The sequence below is a fragment of the Nocardioides salarius genome (genome assembly GCF_016907435.1).
GTDB classification, from domain to species: Bacteria; Actinomycetota; Actinomycetes; order Propionibacteriales; family Nocardioidaceae; genus Nocardioides; species Nocardioides salarius.
On record NZ_JAFBBZ010000001.1, the window covers coordinates 332,608 to 351,446 of the forward strand.

An 18,839-nucleotide genomic window follows, 5' to 3' on the forward strand; every position below is an offset into this window, starting at 1 on the left:
GCCGCTCAGTCCTCGCTGTCCTCGAGCTCGGCCAGCACGACGTCGGGGACGTCGAAGTTGGCGTAGAGGTTCTGCACGTCGTCGAGGTCCTCGAGGATGTCGACGAGGCGGAACATCTTGGCCGCGCCGTCCTTGTCGAGCGCGACCTGCATGTCGGGCACGAACTGCGCCTCGGCGGAGTCGTAGTCGATGCCGGCGGCCTGCAGCGCGGTGCGCACCCCGACCAGGTCGGTGGCCTCGGAGACGACCTCGAAGGACTCCCCCAGGTCGTTGACGTCCTCGGCGCCCGCGTCGAGGGTCGCCTCGAGCAGGTCGTCCTCGGCCACGGTGCGGCCCTCCTGCCCCTTGGCCACGACCACGACGCCCTTGCGGTGGAAGAGGAACGAGACCGAGCCCGGGTCGGCCAGCGAGCCGCCGTTGCGGGTCATCGCCGTGCGGACCTCCATGGCGGCCCGGTTCTTGTTGTCGGTGAGGCACTCGATGAGCATCGCCACGCCGCTGGGGCCGTAGCCCTCGTACATGATCGTCTGGTAGTCGGCGCCGCCGGTCTCGGCCCCGGAGCCGCGCTTGACCGCGCGGTCGATGTTGTCGTTGGGGACCGAGGACTTCTTGGCCTTCTGGATGGCGTCGTAGAGCGTCGGGTTGCCCGTCGGGTCACCGCCGCCCATCCGGGCCGCGACCTCGACGTTCTTGACCAGCTTGGCGAACATCTTGCCGCGCTTGGCGTCGACGATCGCCTTCTTGTGCTTGGTGGTCGCCCACTTGGAGTGTCCAGACATGCGTCTTCCCGTCTACTCGGCTCTGCTGCGTGGCCGCACCAGGTCCACGAGCAGCTGGTGGACCCGGGAGTCGCCACCCACCTCGGGGTGGAACGACGTCGCCATCAGGTGGCCCTCACGGACCGCGACGATCCTACCCGCGGCCTCGCCGTGGTCGACACGGGCGAGCACCTCGACCCCGGGGCCGACCTCCTCCACCCACGGTGCGCGGATGAAGACGCCGTGCACGGGCTCGTCGAGACCGGCCATCGTGACCGCGCCCTCGAAGGAGGCCACCTGGCGGCCGAAGGCGTTGCGGCGCACCGTCATGTCGATGCCGCCGAGGGTCTCCTGGCCCTCGGCACCGTCGACGACGCGCTCGGCGAGCAGGATCATGCCCGCGCAGGTGCCCAGGGTCGGCAGCCCGCCGGCGACGGCCTCGCGCAGCGGCTCCAGCAGCCCGAAGCTGCGCGCCAGCCGCGCCATCGTGGTGCTCTCGCCACCCGGCAGCACCAGCGCGTCGCAGACGGCGAGCTCGTCGGGGCGGCGTACCCGCACGGTGGCGCAGCCGAGCCGCTCGAGGGCGGCGACGTGCTCGCGCACGTCACCCTGGAGCGCGAGGACGCCGACGGTCGGCTGCGGGGCTGCGGGCGCGGGCGGGGGCGAGGGCACGGGCGGAGTCTAGGGACCGCTGCGTGGGCGCTCCCGGCCGGTGGCACAGTGGTCGCATGCGTGCAACGAGGCTGGCGGTGCCCCTGGTCGTGGTCGCGCTGGCAGCCGGCGCCTGCGGCGACGACGGCGACGGCGACGGCGACGAGCCGGTCGCCGCCGAGCCCCGGAGCCTGGCCTCGGTGGACCCCACCGGGTCGCCCGCGGACCCGGCGGAGGTGCAGGCGGCCGACGAGCCGCAGGCGGCGTACCTGGCCTGGCTGGACGCGCTCGGGGCGCGCGACGCCGCGGCGGCGTGCGAGCGGCACGCGCCCGAGCTGACGATCGAGCTGCGCTACGAGGCGATCCTGCTCGACCGCGCCGAGCTGGGCGACCCCTGCACCGGGTTCGTCGCGCTGCTGTGGGAGGACCCGCTGCGCGAGGTCGACCCGGTCGAGCTGGAGACGACGCGGGCCACCGAGGAGAAGGCGACGGTGGCCGCGCGGTTCGACGCAGGCTCCGAGACCGCGCAGCTGGTCTACCACCGGGCGCAGTGGCGGGTGCTGAGCACCGCGAGCCGCACCGATCCCCTGCCCGGCGCCACCGACGGGGCGCCCCAGCGCTGGGTGCGCGAGTGGTGCGACCTCGCGGTGGGCGCCGAGCGCGGCGACGTCGTGGCGCGGATGGGCGAGCCGTCCGGCGAGTACACCCTCGACGACGGCGGTGAGCCGCAGCTGTGGTGGGCCCAGGACCAGTACGACTTCCGCGCCTACCTCGACGCCCGGGGCCGGGTGCTCGACCTGGTCGGCGACTACGACGCCCTCGGCGCCGCCGACCGCGACCAGCTGGACTGCCCCGAGCTCAGGTGAGGCACGAGCAGTCACTTTCGCACCACCCACCGGTCGATTTCGCACCATCGACTGGTCGGCGCGCGATCTGCGCCGGGTCGACGCGAAGTTCGGGCCGGGTCAGCGCGAGATCTGCGCCGGGTCAGCGCGAGATCTGGGCCGGGTCGGCGTGGGTCACCAGCCGCGCTCGGAGAGACGGTGCGGGGCGGGGATCTCGTCGACGTTGAGGCCGACCATCGCCTCGCCCAGGCCGCGGGAGACCTTGGCGACCATGGCCGGGTCGTCGTGGAAGGTGGTGGCCTTGACGATGGCCTCGGCGCGCTGGGCGGGGTTGCCGGACTTGAAGATGCCCGAGCCCACGAAGACGCCGTCGGCGCCGAGCTGCATCATCATCGCGGCGTCGGCGGGGGTGGCGATGCCGCCGGCGGTGAAGAGGACGACGGGCAGGCTGCCGCGCTCGGCGACCTCGGCCACCAGGTCGTAGGGGGCCTGCAGCTCCTTGGCTGCGACGTAGAGCTCGTCCTTCGACAGGCCCTTGAGGCGGCGGATCTCGCCGAGGATGGTGCGCATGTGGGTGACGGCGTTGGAGACGTCGCCGGTGCCGGCCTCGCCCTTCGAGCGGATCATCGCCGCGCCCTCGGTGATGCGGCGCAGCGCCTCGCCGAGGTTGGTGGCGCCGCAGACGAACGGCACCGTGAACTGCCACTTGTCGATGTGGTTGGCGTAGTCGGCCGGGGTGAGCACCTCGGACTCGTCGACGTAGTCGACCCCGAGGCTCTGCAGCACCTGGGCCTCGACGAAGTGGCCGATGCGGGCCTTGGCCATCACCGGGATCGAGACGGCCTCGATGATCGAGTCGATCATGTCGGGGTCGGAGGCGCGCGAGACGCCGCCCTGGGCGCGGATGTCGGCGGGGACCCGCTCGAGGGCCATCACCGCGACGGCGCCGGCGTCCTCGGCGATGCGCGCCTGCTCGGCGGTCACCACGTCCATGATGACGCCGCCCTTGAGCATCTCGGCCATGCCCCGCTTGACCCGGTCGGTACCGGTCGTGGGCTGGTCGGTGGCGGGCTGCTGGGGCGTCTGCGTCATGCCCCCGATTCTACGCGGCGTTTACCCGGCCGACCGATTCTGCGTCGGCCCCTGGTCACCGGCGGCGGCATCGGCCGCGACGGCCTGCTTGCGGACCTTCTCGACGCGGTAGACGACCGTGGCGGTGTTGGCGAACGCGAGGATCCACAAGGCGGCGTGCATCAGCACCGGGACGCCGAAGATCGCGCCCAGGCCGGTGGCCACCAGGATCAGCACCAGCCGGTCGGCACGCTCGGCCAGACCACCCTTGGCGTCCATGCCCAGGGACTCGGCGCGGGCGCGGGCGTAGGAGGTCACCGAGCCCATCACCACGCAGTACAGCGACAGCGACAGGTAGAGCATCGAGTCGCCGGGGCCGGCGAAGTAGAGCACCAGGCCGCCGAAGACGGCGCCGTCGCCGATGCGGTCGAGGGTGGAGTCCCAGAACGCGCCGAACTTCGAGGAGCGCCCCAGTCGGCGGGCCATCTGGCCGTCGACCAGGTCGCTGAAGACGAAGGCGGTGATGAACAGGACACCGATCAGCAGCTCGCCCTGGGGGAAGAAGACCAGCGCTCCCGCGGCGACGCCGATCGTGCCGACGAGGGTCACCGCGTCGGGGCTGATGCCCAACCTGATGAAGAGCGTGACGAAGGGGGCGAGCACGACGCCCTGCCAGAAGCCTTTGAACCTGTCCAACATGGTGGGCGCAGGCTATCGGTACGCCGGCCCGGCGCGGCGTCGGGTGCGGGGAACAGGCGTACAGTCGACAGACCCGGCCATCCAGGCCAGCCATCAGAGAGGTCGCGCATGAGCGACAAGTCGCCGCGGCACGGCAAGTCCCCCAAGTCCAGCAAGTCCATCAAGGAGAAGCGGGCGGAGAAGCGGGACAAGACCTCCTCGACCATCGCCGACCCGATCGTGAAGCCGTCCGACAAGCGACGATGACGGGGCCCACACCCCTCCTGACGTTGGGGGTCGTGGCCACCTCGGCCAAGGAGAACGAGCACCGGCTCCCCCTCCATCCCGCCCTGATCGGCCAGCTCGACGCCGACCTGCGCGCCCAGATCACCCTGGAGACCGGCTACGGCGAGCGGTTCGGCTACCTCGACGGCGAGCTCGCCGGACTCGTCGGCGCGCTGGCCCCGCGGGCCGACCTGCTGGCGCTCTCCGACGTGGTGCTGCTGCCCAAGCCCCAGCTCGCCGACGTGCGTGCCCTGCGGCCAGGGGGCGTGCTGTGGGGCTGGCCGCACTGCGTGCAGGACACGGCGCTGACCCAGGCCGCCATCGACGGTGGGCTCACGCTGATCGCCTTCGAGGCGATGAACCACTGGACGCGCGCAGGTGGCGTCGGGCTGCACGTCTTCCACAAGAACAACGAGCTCGCGGGCTACAGCTCGGTCATGCATGCGCTGCAGCTGGCGGGCAGGACGGGTGACTACGGCCGCCGGCTCACCGCGACCGTGATCGGGTTCGGGGCCACCGCGCGAGGCGCGGTCACCGCCCTCAACGCGCTCGGCGTGCACGACGTGACGGTGCTGACCAGTCGTGACGTCGCGGCGGTCGGCTCCCCCATCCACTCCGTGCTGATCCGCCACCTCGATCCCGACGAGCAGGAGCCGCACCTGAGCGTGATCACCGAGAAGGGGCGCGAGCCCCTTCCGGCCTACCTCGCCGAGCGCGACATCATCGTCAACTGCACCCTGCAGGACCCCACGGCGCCCTGGATGTACCTGAGGGAGAGCGACCTGGGTGCGTTCCGCCGGGGCAGCGTCATCGTCGACGTCTCCTGCGACGAGGCGATGGGCTTCGACTGGGCTCGCCCGACGGGCTTCGACGCCCCGGCGTTCGAGGTGGGCGACCACGTCACCTACTACGCGGTCGACCACAGTCCCTCCTACCTGTGGGAGTCGGCGACGTGGGAGAACAGCCAGGCGCTGTCACCGTTCCTGCGCACGGTGCTCTCCGGGCCGGGTGGCTGGGACGCCGACGAGACGATCTCCCGCGCCATCGAGGTGCGCGAGGGGCGCGTGGTGAACCCGGCGATCCTGGCCTTCCAGGGCCGGACGAGCGAACACCCGCACCTGGTGGGCACCTCGACGGGAGCCTGAGGAGTTCTCAGGCCCAGGCCTGCGCCAGCAGGTCACGGGTCTGGTCGAGCAGCTCGGGCAACGTCTTGGTGCGCCCGATGATGGGCATGAAGTTCTGGTCGCCCGGCCAGCGCGGTACGACGTGCTGGTGCAGGTGGGCGGCGATGCCGGCGCCGGCGATGTGGCCCTGGTTCATCCCGATGTTGAAGCCGCCTGCGCCCGAGGTGGCGCGCACGGTGCGCATCGCGGCCCGGGTCAGGTCGGCGATCTCGGCGGCCTCCTCGTCGGTGGTCTCGGTGTAGTCGGCGACGTGGCGGTAGGGGCAGACCATCAGGTGCCCGGGCGCGTAGGGGTAGAGGTTGAGCAGCACGAAGGCCAGCTCGCCGCGGTGCACCACCAGCCCCTCGGCGTCGTCGAGGCGTGGCACCCGGCAGAAGGGGCACTCCCCCGACGAGCCGTCGGCCGGCTTGTTCTCACCGCGGATGTAGGCCATCCGGTGTGGCGTCCACAGCCGGTCGAGGTCGTCGGGATGGCCGATGCCGTCCTGGTGCAGCGTCTCGTCACTCACCCCACCGATCCTAGGAGCGCCCGCTCAGACCAGCTCGGGCAGCCTCAGGTGGGCGATCTCGAGGTCGAGCTCGCCGACGGCCAGGATCTCGAGCCCCATCTCGTCGGTGGCGCGCCGCCGCATCGCCGCCGCCTGGTCGCGGGTGGCCTCCAGGGCGCGGTGGTCGTCGAAGACCACCGTCGCGCAGCCGCGGCCGGTGGAGCGGTCGACGAGCAGGCTGGCGCTGCAGAAGCCCTGGAACTGCTCCACGCCCGGGAGGATCCGCTCGCGCCAGGTCCTGGCCATCTGCTCGACGTCGTCGGTGCGGGCCCAGGTGATCCGGCAGCAGCTGCCCTCGTGGGTGGCGTGGTCGCGGTGCATCACCGCCACCTCCCACTCCTCGACCTGCGGGCTGCCGCCGAGGATCTTGCCGCCCTCGGCGCGCATCGGCCCGAGGTGCTGGTCGGCGGCGTGCATCGCCTCCTCGTCGCGCCACGAGCTGGTGGCGATGATCCGGCCCAGCTCCCGGTCGGCCACGAGAGACAGGCCCAGGCAGCCGTCCATCGCGGTCAGCGAGGGCATCACCTCGTCGCGGACGAACGCGACCGCCGCGTCGACCGCGCCGGGGTCTCCGGTGATGGTGGTGGAACGTGCGTGCATGACGAGCTCCTTGTCGTCCACGGGCGCACCCGGGTGGCACGCCACCTCTCGACTCTCCTCGCCGCCCCGGCCCTCGGCAAGACCGAGGGGATGCCCCGTTGTGGGGATCCGGGCCGCTCAGCCGGCGGTCGAGCGGGAGCGCGCGAGCAGCACCTCGACCGGCTCGTCGCGCTCGAGCGGCACCCCGAGGGTGCGGGCGTGGCCCTGCAGCAGGTACCACACCGAGTCGGTGACCAGGGAGACGATCACGGGCGCCGGGGGCACCCGGTCGGGCCGCGACGTCCAGCGGCGTACGGCGCTGAACACGGCGCCGACGAGCCCGAAGACCAGCGGGTCGACCGAGGCCCGCTCGTCCTCGCCGAGCTCGACCTCGAGCAGGTCGAACGCGGTGGTGATCAGCTCGGCCACCGCCAGCGCGATCCGCTCGATGCCGTGCTGCAGCGGCCCGGGACCGCTGGTGGAGGAGTCCTGCTCGGCGAGGCGGTGCAGGGCCGGGTGGGCGACCGCCCAGCCGACGTAGGTGGCCACGATCCGCTCGACGATCTGCGGGATCGTGCCCTCGAGGGTGACCTCGGGCAGCAGCTCGGCGTAGAGGGCGTCGACGATCTCGGCCTGCACGGCCCGGTCGAGGTCGGCGCGGTCGGCGAAGTGCCGGTAGACGACGGTGCGGCTCAGGCCGGCGCGGTCGGCGATCTGCTGGACGTGCACCTCGGCACCGGGCTCGCCCTCCTCGACGACGCTCAGCGCTGCGTCGAGGATGCGCTGGCGACGCTCCTGGTTGTGCCGGTCCCAGCGGGCCTGGCGGCCGTCCGGGCGCGGCGTCGGGTCGCCCGCCACCGTGCTCCCCCTTCGCCGTCCAGCATCTCCCGGGCCGGATCGTACCCGCCGCCCACACGGGCGAGCCGGGCGACGCGCACCATCTCGTCGGGGTCGGCGATCTTGGCGCGCACGCTGCCCGCGACCTGGCCGCGCCGGCGCTCCTCGGCGTCGATGGCACGCCAGTCGTCGCGGTCGAGGACGCTCACACCACGTCGCGCGAGCAGCGCGCGCAGGTCGTCGGGGCCCCCGGCCGCCCGGACGGGCGGGGCGACCAGCCCGGCGTCGAGGTCGTCGAGCAGCGACTCGACGGTCTCGGCGGCGCAGGTCTTGTTGGTGCCGATGAAGCCCGTGGGGCCGCGCTTGAGCCAGCCGGCGACGTAGGTGCCCGGCTCCACCCGGCCGCGGTCGTGGGGCACCGTGGCACTGGCGGTGTCGAAGGGCAGCCCGGGCACGGGCAGCGAGCGGTAGCCGATCGAGCGCAGCACCAGCCCCGTCTCGACCACCTCGGTGCCGCCGGCGGGACGGCCCTCGGCGTCGGTGCGCCGCACCTCGAGCCCGCTGACCCTGCCCTGGCCCAGCAGCCGCAGCGGGGCCGCGCAGAAGCGCAGCACCACGGTGCGCAGCGCGGGGTCGACCGGTCGGGCGGCCAGCCGCGCCAGCACCTCGGCGCGCCGGTCGTCGCCCAGCCCGGCGCCACCGTCGTCGACGACCACGTTGAGCCGCCCGCCCTCGGCGAGCGCGGCCAGGCCCAGCAGCTCGGGCAGCGTGTACGCCGCGTGGGCGGCGCCGCGGCGCCCCAGCACCACGACCTCGCGCACCCCGCTGCCGGCCAGCTCGACCCAGGCCGGCGCGGCGATGTCGGTGGGCCGCAGCTCGTCGGGGTCGGCGGTGAGCACCCGGGCCACGTCGAGGGCGACGTTGCCGGTGCCGACGACCACGGCGCGTCCGCGGGTGGCCGCCTCGGAGAGGTCCACCGGCAGGTCCCGGTGGTCGGGGTGGGCGTTGTACCAGCCGACCAGCGCCGTGGCCGACAGCGAGCCGGCGAGCTGCTCGCCGGGCAGGCCCAGCTCGCGGTCGCTGGCCGCGCCGGTGCTCCACACCACCGCGTCGTAGCGCTCCTGCAGCTCGGCGGCGGTGACGTCGCGACCGACCTCGACCCCCAGCAGGTAGCCGAAGCCGCGCTCGGCCTCGATGCGCGCGAAGAGCTCCTGGGCGCGCTTGGTGTCCTGGTGGTCGGGGGCCACGCCCGCGCGCACGAGGCCGTGGGGGGTGGGCAGCCGGTCGAGGACGTCGACGGTGACCTCGGGGTGCTTGAGCAGCTCGTCGGCGGCGTACAGGCCGGCGGGGCCGGCGCCGACCACCGCGACCCGCACCGGGCGCGGGTCGCGCAGCCGGCGCTGCGGCGGCACGACCGCGACGGGGGTGCGGTCCCGGTGCGGGAAGACGTCGTAGTACCCGGCGTTGATGTCGAGGTAGGCCAGCTCGTCCTCGGCCAGCGCGGTGTGCGGCTTGATCGCGTCGACGGGGCAGGCCGTGGCGCAGGCGCCGCAGTCGACGCAGCCGTCGGGGTCGACGTAGAGCATCTCGGCGGTGGCGAACCCGGGGTCCCCGGGCGCGGGGTGGATGCAGTTGACCGGGCAGGCCACCACGCACGAGGCGTCGGCGCAGCAGGACCGGGTGACGACGTAGGGCACGCGACGCTCGACTCAGGCCGCGGCGGAGGCGGGCTCGCCGCGGAAGCGGGAGGGGCGGCCGTCGATGCCCGTGCGGCGCCACAGCCAGCGGGCCACGCGGTTGCGGCGCATGCCGGTCTCGTCGGCCAGCATCCGCACGTCGCCGAAGAGGTCGCGCAGGAACTTCTGCGACTCCGGGGAGTCCCAGTAGACCTCTGCCGCCACGGCCTCGGGGATCGCGAGCTCGCGCCGCACGCGCCGGCTCGGCACCAGGATCTCGTTGCACAGCCACTTCATCAGCAGCGGCACCGCCACCGAGATGACGCCGCGCTCCACGCGGGAGAGACGCTCGGCGTTGTGCTGGAGGTACTGGTGGGCGAAGCCGATGTGGCGGGCCTCCTCGGCCACGTGGATCTGCATGATCCGGCGCAGCAGCGGGTGCATGTCGTCCCCGGCGCGCAGCACCGACTTCTGCACGTGGTCGATCGGCTCCTCGCCGGCGAGGACGCCGAAGAAGAACCCGAAGGGCACCCAGCGGGCGGCGAGCGGGAGGAAGGGAGCCATGCCCCGGAAGAACCAGGAGCCGCCGCGGGCGTCGACGCCGGTGCGGTTCACGAACTCCTGGAACATCTGCGTGTGGTGGCACTCCTCGGTCGCCTCGTGGGTGGCGTAGCGGAACTCGGCGGAGCCGTTGGGGCGGCTGAAGGCGTAGTTCATCAGGCCGCTGATCAGGATCTGCTCGAACTGCAGGCCGACCTTGGTGATCCGGGCCTGGTGGTAGAGCCCGATCCGGACCTGGTGGTCCAGGGGCAGCGAGCGGTACCACTCGGTGCGTCCCATGACGTCGTGGGTGGGCAGCACCCAGCGCGGGTCGTTGGGGTCGACGGCGTTCTCGGGGGCGTCCCAGTCGATGTCGAGGAAGGCGTCGAAGTGCTGGTGCACCGAGGCCTCGGAGAGGGTGTGCAGCCGCTGCTCGTAGGTGGGTGCGGCGTCGCTTCGAAGAACGGTCATGCTCCGAGGTTAGTGAGACACCGTGTCGGTGTAAATAGTTAGCGCGACATCGTGTCGCACCATCGGTGTCGAGGCTCAGAACCGGTGGAACCACCCCGGTGCCTCGGCGTCGGTGCCGGGGCAGGTCACGTTGAGGTCGCGGTCGTCCTGGACCCACTGGCCCATCGCGGCGCTGCCGCCCTGCACGACGTACGACGCCCCGCAGCGGCGCAGCGCCTCGGCGCGCGAGGTCGGCCCGGCGGCACGCCACTCGGGCACGTCGCCCAGGCTCAGGTCACCGACCGCCTGGCTCCACAGGTAGGCCGTGGAGTAGATGCCGACCCGGTAGCCCTTGTCGACGAGCCCGTCGCGCAGCCCCTCTACGACGGCGGCGTTGGCCTCGAGGTCCCCCGACCACTCCCAGTCGCGCACCGGCTCGACGTCGATCCAGATGAGCGGTGCGGGCAGGCCGGCGTCGCGCATCACGGTGATGTCGAAGAGCGCCTGCTGGTAGCCGACGTTGCGCTGCGCGGCGTACGGGTCACCCGGGTCGTCGGTGTCGTAGGGGCCCCGCTCCCCCAGCTCGGCGAGCGTCGCGGGGTCGGGGTAGCTGGCCACGGCGTAGGCGCCGGCCAGCAGACCGCGCTCCCGCACCCAGGTGACCTGCTCGGCCAGGCACGGGTTGGGGAAGAAGGCCGGGCCGTTGGTCAGCCCCATCACCACGAACCGCGCCGAGTCGAGGGGCATCGGCAGCCCCAGGGTGCGGCGCTCGGGGATGCCCTGCCCGCGCGGGCACTGCGGCCAGCTGACGTCGCCGCCCTCGACGGGGGCGCGCAGGCCCTGGGGCAGCTCGGCGGCCTTCTGCTCGGCGAGCGCGGCCAGGTCGGACATGGCGGCGCGCTCGGCCCGCTCCTCCAGGTCGTCGGGCACCTGCGGCACGGTCAGCGCCTCGGTGCGCCCGGTCCCCGGCGACCGCTCCTGCGACGCGGGGCCGGCCGGCGGCTCGGCGCCGCCCCCGCAGCCGGCCAGGACCAGCACCAGGACCGAGCCCGGGACCAGACCCGCCGCCGTGCGGGGCGCGCGCCTCACCGGCTCAGACCTGCTCGCGCGACTCCACCGCGGCGCGCACCCGCTCGACGGCCTCCGCGAGCGGCACCCCGTTGTCCTGGCGCCCGTCGCGGTAGCGGAACGAGACGGCGCCGGCGGCGATGTCGTCGTCGCCGGCGATCATCATGAACGGCACCTTCTGCAGCTGGGCGTTGCGGATCTTCTTCTGCATCCGGTCGTCGGAGTCGTCGACCTCGACGCGCAGGCCCAGCGGCTTCATCTGCCGCGCCACGTCGTACAGGTAGTCGGCGTGCCGCTCGGCGATCGGGATCGCCTGCACCTGCACCGGGGCCAGCCACGGGGGAAAGGCGCCGGCGTAGTGCTCGACCAGCACGCCCATGAACCGCTCGATGGAGCCGAACTTGGCCGAGTGGATCATCACCGGCTGCTGGCGGCTGCCGTCGGGGGCGACGTACTCGAGGGCGAAACGCTCGGGCGAGGGCTGGTTGAAGTCGTACTGGATCGTCGACATCTGCCAGGTGCGGCCGATGGCGTCGCGGGCCTGCACGGAGACCTTGGGGCCGTAGTAGGCCGCGCCGCCCGGGTCGGGCACCAGCTCGAGGCCGGTGCCGACGCAGACGTCCTCGAGCACCTTGGTCGCGACCTCCCAGTCCTCGTCGGAGCCGATGAACTTGTCCTTGGAGGCGTCGCGGGTCGACAGCTCGAGGTAGAAGTCGTCGAGGCCGAAGTCGCGCAGCAGCCCGAGCACGAAGTCGAGCAGGTGGCGGATCTCGTCGGGCGCCTGCTCGGCGGTGACGTAGGAGTGCGAGTCGTCCTGGGCGAAGCCGCGCACCCGGGTCAGGCCGTGCACGACGCCGGACTTCTCGTGGCGGTAGACGCTGCCGAACTCGAAGAGGCGCAGCGGCAGCTCGCGGTAGGAGCGCTGCCGCGAGCGGTAGATCAGGTTGTGCATCGGGCAGTTCATCGCCTTGAGGCGGTAGTCCATGCCGTCGACGTCGAGCGCGGGGAACATGCCCTCGCCGTAGTAGGGCAGGTGCCCGGAGGTGTGGAAGAGCCCCTCCTTGGCGATGTGCGGGGTGCCGACGTACTCGAAGCCCTCCTCGATGTGGCGACGGCGGACGTAGTCCTCCATCTCCCGCTTGATCACCCCGCCCTTGGGGTGGAAGACGGGCAGGCCGGAGCCGATCTCGTCAGGGAAGCTGAACAGGTCGAGGTCGCGCCCGAGCTTGCGGTGGTCGCGGCGCTCGGCCTCCTCGATGCGGTGCAGGTGCTCCTCGAGCGCCTCCTTGGACTCCCAGGCGGTGCCGTAGATGCGCTGCAGCTGCTTGTTCTTCTCGTCGCCGCGCCAGTACGCCGCCGCCGAGCGCATCAGCTTGAACGCCGGGATCCGCTTGGTGGTGGGCAGGTGCGGGCCGCGGCACAGGTCGGACCAGGCGGTCTCGCCCTTGCGGTCGAGGTTGTCGTAGATCGTCAGCTCGCCGGCGCCGACCTCCGCGGAGGCGCCCTCGGCGGCGTCCTCGGCGTTGCCCGAGCCCTTGAGCCCGATGAGCTCGACCTTGTAGGGCTCCTCGGCCAGCTCGGCGAGGGCGTCGGCGTCGGTGGTGACGCGGCGGGAGAACTTCTGGCCCTCCTTGATGATCTTGCGCATCCGCGTCTCGATCTTGGCCAGGTCCTCGGGCACGAAGGGGGTCTCGACGTCGAAGTCGTAGTAGAACCCGTCGACGACCGGCGGGCCGATGCCCAGCCGGGCCTGGGGGAAGAGGTCCTGGACGGCCTGGGCCAGCACGTGCGCGGTGGAGTGGCGCAGCACGTCGCGACCGTCGGGGCTGTCGATGAGCACGCCCTCGACCTCGTCGCCGTCGGACAGCTCGTGGGCCAGGTCCTTGAGCTCGCCGCCCACGCGGGCCACGACCACGGCCGGGTCGTCGGCGAAGAGCTCCCAAGCCTTGGTGCCCGTCGTGACCTCCCGCACCTCACGCTCACCGGCGTGGACGAGGGTGATCTTGAGGTCGGACACAGGGTGCTCCGTTCGTGGTGGGGCCCGGAGGGGGCTGACGCCGCGATCGTATCCAGCGCGGGAGGCGATCGACGCATCGGTTTCTGCGACCGTTCCCAGCGCGAGGGCGCGGGCGCGCTGAGCCGGGACCCTCAGGAGGTGCGGTCGAGGATCAGCCGGACCGCCTCGTCGGGGGCGTCCCACTGAGGGAAGTGCCCGCACTTCTCGAACCAGTGCAGCTCGGCGTCGGGGTAGGCGCGAGCGGCACGCTCGGCCTGGCGGGGCAGGGTGACCCGGTCGCGCCGTCCCCAGCCGATCGTGACCCGGCCCGGCACGGTCCCCGCAGGCGCGCCCTTCTGCTTGGGTCCCTTGGTGAGGGCGTCCATGGCCGCGTCGGTCGCCGGGGCGTCGGCCAGCCCCAGGACGTCGGGCAGCACCGTGTCGGCGTCCAGCGCCCAGGGGCAGGCCGAGAGCTGCGCCAGGAGGGCGGTCCGGCCGGCCCGGGTGGCGAGCAGGGACGGCAGCGCCCCGCGCAGGAGGCGGACCAGGGCGATGGAGGGCCGCAGCGTGGCACCGAAGAGCGCCAGCTCGTGGTCGGTCCAGAAACCGCCCGGGTCGAGGGCCACCGTGTCGCCCCCGACGCCGCGCCGGGCCAGCTCGAGGACGATCCGCGCCCCCATCGACTGGCCGGCCGTGGCGACCCCGCCGAGACCCTGCTCCTCGATGAAGTCGGCGACGGCGTCGGCGAGCGAGGCGATGGACAGCTCGGCGAGGGGTGCGCTCTGCCCGAAGCCGGGCAGGTCGACCGCGACCACCTCGCGCTCGGCAGCCAACCCGTCGATGATCGGCGCCCACGAGCGCCAGCCCGCACCGAGACCGTGGACGAGGAGCAGCGGCGCGCCCGTGCCGCGCCGTACGTGGTGCAACGTCATCGTCTCACCGTAGACAACGGGTGATGACCTCTCGGCGACCTCCGTGAGCCGATCAGAAGAACTGGTCGACCAGCACCGGGTTGCCGTCGGGGTCGGTGAGCATGATCGAGGCCGGCCCGGTGGTGCCGGCGTCGGCGCGGTCGGCCACGGCCAGGCCGGTCTCGTCGGCGTGCTGCTGGACGCGGCGTACGTCGGTGAAGGACTCCAGGCGCTCCATCCGGTTCGTCAGCCCCGGGTTGAAGGTGAGGATGTTGCGCTCGAACATGCCGTGGAACGGCCCGATCGTCGTCTCGCCGTTCTTCAGGATCAGGTAGTCGTGCGCCGGGTCTCCCCCGGTCACCTCGAAGCCGAGCCCCTCGTAGAAGGCGCGCGAGGCGTCGAGGTCTGCCACCGCCAGGGAGACCGAGAAGGCGCCCAGCTCGAGGGAGCCCGGCAGGGAGGCGTCGGCGGCGGGGACGGTGGGGAGCTGCCAGTCGTCGGTCATCTCTCCATCGTCGACCGGGGCTCCCGGCCCGTCAACGCCGCCGCCCGCCTCCTGCCGGGGAGCCGGGGTGCCGGGGTGCCGGGGTCAGAAGGAGGACCTCGGGACACCCATGCCGGGGTCGATCCTCGTGGGTCCGCCGGGGCCGGGAGCCACGTCGAAGTCGAAGATCGCGGTGGGCAGGTAGACCGTCGAGCAGGAGTTCGGGATGTCGACGACACCCGAGAGCCGACCCTCGATCGGTGCGGCGCCGAGGATCATGTAGGCCTGCTCCGGTGAGTACCCGAAGCTCGTCAGGTAGTCGATGGCGTGCAGGCAGGCCCGCTGGTAGGACAGGTGCGAGTCGAGGTAGCGCTGGGTGCCGTCGAGGGTGACCGACGTGCCCGAGAAGGCCAGCCACTGGCTGTACTGCGGGTCCACGTTGCCGGGCATGAAGATGGCGTTCTCCCCCACCCCGTAGGTCTCCATGCCGTTCTTGATGAGATCGACGCGCAGGTCGATGAAACCGCCCATCTCGATGGCACCGCAGAAGGTGATCTCGCCGTCGCCCTGGCTGAAGTGCAGGTCGCCCATCGACAGGTTGGCCCCGTCGACGTACACGGGGTAGAAGACGCGGGTCCCCTTGGTGAAGTTCTTGATGTCCTGGTTGCCACCGTTCTCCCGCGGCGGCGCCGTGCGCGCGGCCTCGGCCGCGGCCCGGTCGAAGGCCTCGCCCTCGAGGCCGCCGAGGATGGCGTCCTCCGGCAGCGGCGGAAGCGCCAGCGGCGGCACGCGATCGGGGTCCTGGGCGATCAGCGCGCCCTCGCGGCTGTTCCACCGCGAGAGCAGCTCGGCCGAGGGTGCGGTGCCCATCAGGCCGGGGTGCACGATGCCGGTGAAGGCCACGTGGGGCACGTGCCGCGAGGTCGCGGTGCCGCCGGTGAAGTCCCAGATCACCTTGTAGGCGTCGGGGAACTGCTCGGTCAGGAAGCCGCCGCCGTTCTGCTGGGCGAAGATGCCGGTGTAGCCCCAGCCCTGCCCGGCGAGCGGGCCGGAGTCCTCCTGCGGGATCGGCCCCACGTCGAGGATGTCGACCACGAGCAGGTCGCCCGGCTTGGCGCCCTCGACCGCGAACGGGCCGCTGAGCACGTGCACGGTCGAGAGCGGGGCGTCACGGATGTCGTCGGCGGAGTCGTCGTTGTGGATGGCGCCGTCGAACCACTCGCGGCAGTCGACGCGGAAGGAGTCGCCCGGCTTGACGTGCACGGCGGCGGGGATGTCGGGGTGCCAGCGGTTGTGGCCCAGCAGCTGCTGGTCGGTGAAGCGCTTGGTGGAGTCGAGCGGGAAAACTGTCTGCGGCATGTCGGGACCTCTCTCGATGTGGGGTGGACGGGCTCAGCGGGTCGATCCCGCGGTCTCGGCGGCTGGGGTCTCGTGCTCGCGCAGGCGCGGGTAGAGCCCGCCGAAGAGGACGACGGCGGCGACGGCCAGCACGACCGTGGCGAGGCCGACGTTGTCGGCCCACTTGCCGGTCATCAGCAGGAAGGCGGGGATGACGCCGGTCAGCCAGCCCTGGATCGCCGCCACTGCTCCCGTGTACCTGGTCAGCTCCTCGCGCCCGAGACCGAGGACCAGGAAGAACAGCAGCCACAGGAACGCCCAGCAGAGCCAGATGACGCCGAAGGCGCTGTCGTCGAGGCGGCCGAAGTTCAGCCCGGCGTAGACCAGCGCACAGATGGCCACGAAGAGCGAGAAGTAGCCCAGGCCGGTGCCGTCGAATCCGCCGAGCACGTTGAAGGCCACGTAGAGGTAGGTGAAGCCGAAGAGGTAGAGCCCGGACGCGCTGAGGATGACGTCGGCGTCACCGCCCGCGGTGAAGATCAGGTACGACGGCGTGACCACCTGCAGCAGCCCGACGAAGATGTTGAGCGGGCCCGCGGACCTCGCCTCGACGTAGCCGAGGAGCATCAGCCCGTTGAGGAAGAGCACGGCACCCACGTAGAGCAGTCCGACCATCGCCATGGTCGCCACCTCCTTCTCGGTCAGCGGTTCTCGGGTGCGGCTGCGGGCTCAGGGCCGGGGCAGCCGTTGCAGCGCGGGGTTCGTCGCCACGCGCGTGCCCGGCCGTCGACGGCCGGGCGACGGCACGGAGGTGACGACCTCCGGCTCGGCGCTGCTGCGCTCGGTCCGCTCGATGGCTCGCGCGTAGGGCGAGGACGCCCGGGACAGGCGTGGGGCGCTGAACCGGCGGCTCGCGTCGCGGGCACAGGTCGGGCAGGGCAGCACGGCCGGGGCGCTGCCCATCGGAAGGCGTACGTCGACGGCACCGTCGACCTCGCAGCGGTACTCGTAGGTCGCCATCACGCGGCTCCGAAGGGGTACACGACTCCTGCCTACCAGCGCCGCTGAGCGGGGATCATCACCACTCTTGGTGATGCTGCGCGAACCTCGTGGGCCCGTGCGGATCAGTGCGTGCGGACCGCTTCCGCAGGACCGGCAGGCCGGCGGGCGACGTAGACGGTGCTGGCCGACTCCCCACCCGCGACCGGGTTGGCGAAGGTCACCACGTGGGTCGCGACGTCGACGTAGACCTCGCGCAGGGCGCCCTCGAAGACCGGGTCCGGCGGGTCGTCGGACCACAGCGCGAAGATGCCGCCGGGAGCGATGAGCCCGGCCATCCGCCGCAGCCCTGCGGGCTCGTAGAACGCCGCGTGCGAGGGGTGCAGCACGTGCTGCGGGGAGTGGTCGATGTCGAGCAGCACGACGTCGTACGCCGCTCGCGGCGTGGCGCCCTCGGCCACCTGCGCGAAGAAGTCGCCGTGCTGGAGGTCGCAGCGCGGGTCGGCGGCGAGGCCGGCCGTGTCGGGCAGCAGGTCCCGACGGTGCCAGTCGATGACCGCCGACACCGCCTCGACGACCTGCACCTGGGCGACCCGCTCGTCCTCGAGCGCGGCACGCAGCGTGTAGCCGAGCCCGAGGCCCCCGACGAGCACCTGCAGGACCTCTCCCCCGGCCGCGGCCAGACCCAGGTGCGCGAGCTCGGTCTCGACGACGGTGAAGAGGCTCGACATCAGGAACTCGTCGTCGATCTTCACCTCGTAGACGTCGTGGCCCACCGCGGGCTCGAGGCGGCGGCGCAGGCTGATCACCCCGATCGGGGTGTCCTCCCAGCCGAGCTCCTCCATGTGCAGGGCCACGCGGCACCTCCGGGGTGGAAATGACAGAGACCGCGGCCGGAGGATCTCCGAGCCGCGGTCTCTCGAGGTGGGCGATACTGGGTTCGAACCAGTGACCTCTTCGGTGTGAACGAAGCGCGCTACCACTGCGCCAATCGCCCTCCTGCCCGCCGGATTCCTCCGCCGGATGCACCCGGGGGTGCGGTCGCAGACTTTAGCGCATGGCGCGCGGAGCGTTCACATCCGGCCCCCGTCGAGGGGCTACCGACCGAGCAGCTCGGGCTCGCGCCGGCGCCAGGTCTGCGCCGCGGCGCGGGTGAGCGGGCCCGGCTCGCCCAGGTCGCGCTCGTCCCAGTGCGAGACCGGCTGCACGTCGCGGGTGGTGGAGGCCAGGAAGACCTCGTCGGCCTGCGCGACGACCTCGATCGGCTCGTCGACCTCGCGGGCGCCCACCCACTCGACGAGCAGCCGCCGGGTCACCCCGGCCAGGCAGCCGCTGGCCAGCGTGGGCGTGCGCAGCTCACCGTCGACGACGTAGAAGACGTTGGAGCCGGTGCCCTCGCAGAGGTGTCCGGCGAGGTTGGCGAAGACCGCCTCGTCGGCCCCACGGCGACGCGCCTCGGCGAGCGCGACCACGTTCTCGGCGTACGACGTGGTCTTGAGCCCGGCCAGCGCGCCCCGCTCGTTGCGTGGCCACGGCACGGTCGCCACCCGCGCCGCCGGGGCCGCGGGCTGCAGGGGCACGGCGACCACGACGATCGTCGCCTCGGCGTCGCCCCGGCCCGACCCGAGGGGGCCCGGGCCACCGGTGACGGTGATGCGCAGGCGCCCGAGCGGGAGCGGGTCGGCATCCAGGACGGACGCGACGCCGCGGCGCACGGCGTCGTCGTCGGGAGCCGGCAGCCCCAGGCCGAGCGCGCTGGTGCGCAGCCGCGCCAGGTGGAGGTCGAGGGCGAAGGGCAGAGCGTCGACGACCTTGATGGCCTCGAAGACCCCGTCGCCGACGGTGAGTCCGTGGTCGCTGACCTCGATCACCGGCTGGCGGGGATCAGCGAGCAGATGTCCGTTCACCCAGGCGTGCACGGCACTCACTCTAGGCGCCCCGC

Annotated in this window: 21 protein-coding genes and 1 tRNA gene; 3 read left to right on the forward strand and 19 right to left on the reverse strand. The window is 72.5% G+C overall.

What is annotated here, in order from left to right; all coding sequences use genetic code 11:
* Positions 1-5: 5 nt before the first annotated feature.
* Both JOE61_RS01655 and pdxT read right to left on the reverse strand, forming a co-directional pair.
* Complete coding sequence (locus tag JOE61_RS01655) at positions 6-779, reverse strand: YebC/PmpR family DNA-binding transcriptional regulator (RefSeq protein WP_193669349.1); 774 nt, start codon at positions 777-779, stop codon at positions 6-8.
* A gap of 12 nt (positions 780-791) precedes the next feature.
* Entirely contained in the window at positions 792-1,430 is a 639-nt protein-coding gene (gene pdxT, locus JOE61_RS01660; RefSeq protein WP_193669348.1) for a pyridoxal 5'-phosphate synthase glutaminase subunit PdxT, read from the reverse strand.
* Between the two features lie 56 nt (positions 1,431-1,486).
* On the opposite strand from pdxT, the gene JOE61_RS01665 reads away from it, so the two are divergent.
* A complete protein-coding gene (locus tag JOE61_RS01665) occupies positions 1,487-2,275 on the forward strand; it encodes a hypothetical protein (RefSeq protein ID WP_193669347.1) in 789 nt (262 codons plus the stop codon).
* 153 nt (positions 2,276-2,428) lie between these two features.
* On the opposite strand, the gene pdxS is transcribed toward JOE61_RS01665, so the two are convergent.
* Both pdxS and pgsA read right to left on the reverse strand, forming a co-directional pair.
* Complete coding sequence (gene pdxS / locus JOE61_RS01670) at positions 2,429-3,346, reverse strand: pyridoxal 5'-phosphate synthase lyase subunit PdxS (RefSeq protein ID WP_193669346.1); 918 nt, start codon at positions 3,344-3,346, stop codon at positions 2,429-2,431.
* Between the two features lie 21 nt (positions 3,347-3,367).
* Positions 3,368-4,024 carry a phosphatidylinositol phosphate synthase gene (gene pgsA / locus JOE61_RS01675; RefSeq protein ID WP_193669345.1) on the reverse strand — a complete coding sequence of 219 codons (657 nt, stop codon included), beginning with the start codon at positions 4,022-4,024 and terminating at the stop codon, positions 3,368-3,370.
* Between the two features lie 108 nt (positions 4,025-4,132).
* Here pgsA and JOE61_RS01680 point away from each other — a divergent pair, with 108 nt between their 5' ends.
* Both JOE61_RS01680 and JOE61_RS01685 read left to right on the forward strand, forming a co-directional pair.
* Positions 4,133-4,270, forward strand: a complete 138-nt coding sequence (locus JOE61_RS01680) for a hypothetical protein (protein WP_193669344.1) — start codon at positions 4,133-4,135, stop codon at positions 4,268-4,270.
* A 32-nt stretch (positions 4,271-4,302) separates the two neighbouring features.
* Positions 4,303-5,433 carry a N(5)-(carboxyethyl)ornithine synthase gene (locus tag JOE61_RS01685; protein WP_307822754.1) on the forward strand — a complete coding sequence of 377 codons (1,131 nt, stop codon included), beginning with the start codon at positions 4,303-4,305 and terminating at the stop codon, positions 5,431-5,433.
* Between the two features lie 7 nt (positions 5,434-5,440).
* On the opposite strand, the gene JOE61_RS01690 is transcribed toward JOE61_RS01685, so the two are convergent.
* The 15 genes from JOE61_RS01690 to JOE61_RS01760 all read right to left on the reverse strand — a co-directional run bounded on the left by JOE61_RS01690 (position 5,441) and on the right by JOE61_RS01760 (position 18,816).
* On the reverse strand, positions 5,441-5,980 hold the full coding sequence (locus JOE61_RS01690; RefSeq protein WP_307822755.1) for an HIT family protein: 540 nt from the start codon (positions 5,978-5,980) through the stop codon (positions 5,441-5,443).
* Between the two features lie 24 nt (positions 5,981-6,004).
* A complete protein-coding gene (locus JOE61_RS01695; protein ID WP_193669342.1) occupies positions 6,005-6,619 on the reverse strand; it encodes a putative quinol monooxygenase in 615 nt (204 codons plus the stop codon).
* A 117-nt stretch (positions 6,620-6,736) separates the two neighbouring features.
* Entirely contained in the window at positions 6,737-7,456 is a 720-nt protein-coding gene (locus JOE61_RS01700) for a TetR/AcrR family transcriptional regulator (RefSeq protein ID WP_193669341.1), read from the reverse strand.
* Positions 7,360-9,132 carry an FAD-dependent oxidoreductase gene (locus tag JOE61_RS01705; RefSeq protein WP_193669340.1) on the reverse strand — a complete coding sequence of 591 codons (1,773 nt, stop codon included), beginning with the start codon at positions 9,130-9,132 and terminating at the stop codon, positions 7,360-7,362. The genes JOE61_RS01700 and JOE61_RS01705 overlap by 97 nt, the downstream gene beginning before the upstream one ends.
* A gap of 12 nt (positions 9,133-9,144) precedes the next feature.
* Positions 9,145-10,122: an AurF N-oxygenase family protein gene (locus JOE61_RS01710; RefSeq protein WP_193669339.1), complete on the reverse strand. Its 978-nt coding sequence runs from the start codon at positions 10,120-10,122 to the stop codon at positions 9,145-9,147.
* Positions 10,123-10,197: 75 nt separating this feature from the next.
* Positions 10,198-11,190 carry a glycoside hydrolase family 25 domain-containing protein gene (locus JOE61_RS01715; protein WP_307822756.1) on the reverse strand — a complete coding sequence of 331 codons (993 nt, stop codon included), beginning with the start codon at positions 11,188-11,190 and terminating at the stop codon, positions 10,198-10,200.
* Positions 11,191-11,194: 4 nt separating this feature from the next.
* Positions 11,195-13,186 carry a threonine--tRNA ligase gene (gene thrS / locus JOE61_RS01720; protein ID WP_193669338.1) on the reverse strand — a complete coding sequence of 664 codons (1,992 nt, stop codon included), beginning with the start codon at positions 13,184-13,186 and terminating at the stop codon, positions 11,195-11,197.
* A 131-nt stretch (positions 13,187-13,317) separates the two neighbouring features.
* Positions 13,318-14,097: an alpha/beta fold hydrolase gene (locus tag JOE61_RS01725; RefSeq protein ID WP_193669337.1), complete on the reverse strand. Its 780-nt coding sequence runs from the start codon at positions 14,095-14,097 to the stop codon at positions 13,318-13,320.
* A gap of 52 nt (positions 14,098-14,149) precedes the next feature.
* On the reverse strand, positions 14,150-14,581 hold the full coding sequence (locus JOE61_RS01730; protein WP_193669336.1) for a VOC family protein: 432 nt from the start codon (positions 14,579-14,581) through the stop codon (positions 14,150-14,152).
* 84 nt (positions 14,582-14,665) lie between these two features.
* Positions 14,666-15,919, reverse strand: coding sequence for a formamidase (fmdA, locus tag JOE61_RS01735; RefSeq protein WP_193669335.1), 1,254 nt, complete (start codon positions 15,917-15,919; stop codon positions 14,666-14,668).
* Between the two features lie 33 nt (positions 15,920-15,952).
* On the reverse strand, positions 15,953-16,579 hold the full coding sequence (locus tag JOE61_RS01740; protein ID WP_193669334.1) for an AmiS/UreI family transporter: 627 nt from the start codon (positions 16,577-16,579) through the stop codon (positions 15,953-15,955).
* 48 nt (positions 16,580-16,627) lie between these two features.
* The gene (locus JOE61_RS01745; RefSeq protein ID WP_193669333.1) at positions 16,628-16,918 is read right to left on the reverse strand and encodes an FmdB family zinc ribbon protein; all 291 of its coding nucleotides are present in this window, start codon (positions 16,916-16,918) and stop codon (positions 16,628-16,630) included.
* A 104-nt stretch (positions 16,919-17,022) separates the two neighbouring features.
* A complete protein-coding gene (locus JOE61_RS01750) occupies positions 17,023-17,754 on the reverse strand; it encodes a spermine/spermidine synthase domain-containing protein (RefSeq protein ID WP_204797121.1) in 732 nt (243 codons plus the stop codon).
* Between the two features lie 68 nt (positions 17,755-17,822).
* Positions 17,823-17,894: transfer RNA gene (locus tag JOE61_RS01755), tRNA-Val, on the reverse strand.
* A 100-nt stretch (positions 17,895-17,994) separates the two neighbouring features.
* On the reverse strand, positions 17,995-18,816 hold the full coding sequence (locus JOE61_RS01760) for an aminotransferase class IV (protein WP_193669332.1): 822 nt from the start codon (positions 18,814-18,816) through the stop codon (positions 17,995-17,997).
* Positions 18,817-18,839: the final 23 nt, after the last annotated feature.

What these genes read in the sequence shown, in the direction of transcription:
- JOE61_RS01655 (WP_193669349.1), bottom strand. Translation starts at nt 779, where the DNA reads ATGTCTGGACACTCCAAGTGGGCGACCACCAAGCACAAGAAGGCGATC.
- JOE61_RS01665 (WP_193669347.1), top strand. Translation starts at nt 1,487, where the DNA reads ATGCGTGCAACGAGGCTGGCGGTGCCCCTGGTCGTGGTCGCGCTGGCA.
- pdxS (WP_193669346.1), bottom strand. Translation starts at nt 3,346, where the DNA reads ATGACGCAGACGCCCCAGCAGCCCGCCACCGACCAGCCCACGACCGGT.
- pgsA (WP_193669345.1), bottom strand. Translation starts at nt 4,024, where the DNA reads ATGTTGGACAGGTTCAAAGGCTTCTGGCAGGGCGTCGTGCTCGCCCCC.
- JOE61_RS01680 (WP_193669344.1), top strand. Translation starts at nt 4,133, where the DNA reads ATGAGCGACAAGTCGCCGCGGCACGGCAAGTCCCCCAAGTCCAGCAAG.
- JOE61_RS01695 (WP_193669342.1), bottom strand. Translation starts at nt 6,619, where the DNA reads ATGCACGCACGTTCCACCACCATCACCGGAGACCCCGGCGCGGTCGAC.
- JOE61_RS01710 (WP_193669339.1), bottom strand. Translation starts at nt 10,122, where the DNA reads ATGACCGTTCTTCGAAGCGACGCCGCACCCACCTACGAGCAGCGGCTG.
- JOE61_RS01725 (WP_193669337.1), bottom strand. Translation starts at nt 14,097, where the DNA reads ATGACGTTGCACCACGTACGGCGCGGCACGGGCGCGCCGCTGCTCCTC.
- JOE61_RS01730 (WP_193669336.1), bottom strand. Translation starts at nt 14,581, where the DNA reads ATGACCGACGACTGGCAGCTCCCCACCGTCCCCGCCGCCGACGCCTCC.
- fmdA (WP_193669335.1), bottom strand. Translation starts at nt 15,919, where the DNA reads ATGCCGCAGACAGTTTTCCCGCTCGACTCCACCAAGCGCTTCACCGAC.
- JOE61_RS01740 (WP_193669334.1), bottom strand. Translation starts at nt 16,579, where the DNA reads ATGGCGATGGTCGGACTGCTCTACGTGGGTGCCGTGCTCTTCCTCAAC.
- JOE61_RS01745 (WP_193669333.1), bottom strand. Translation starts at nt 16,918, where the DNA reads ATGGCGACCTACGAGTACCGCTGCGAGGTCGACGGTGCCGTCGACGTA.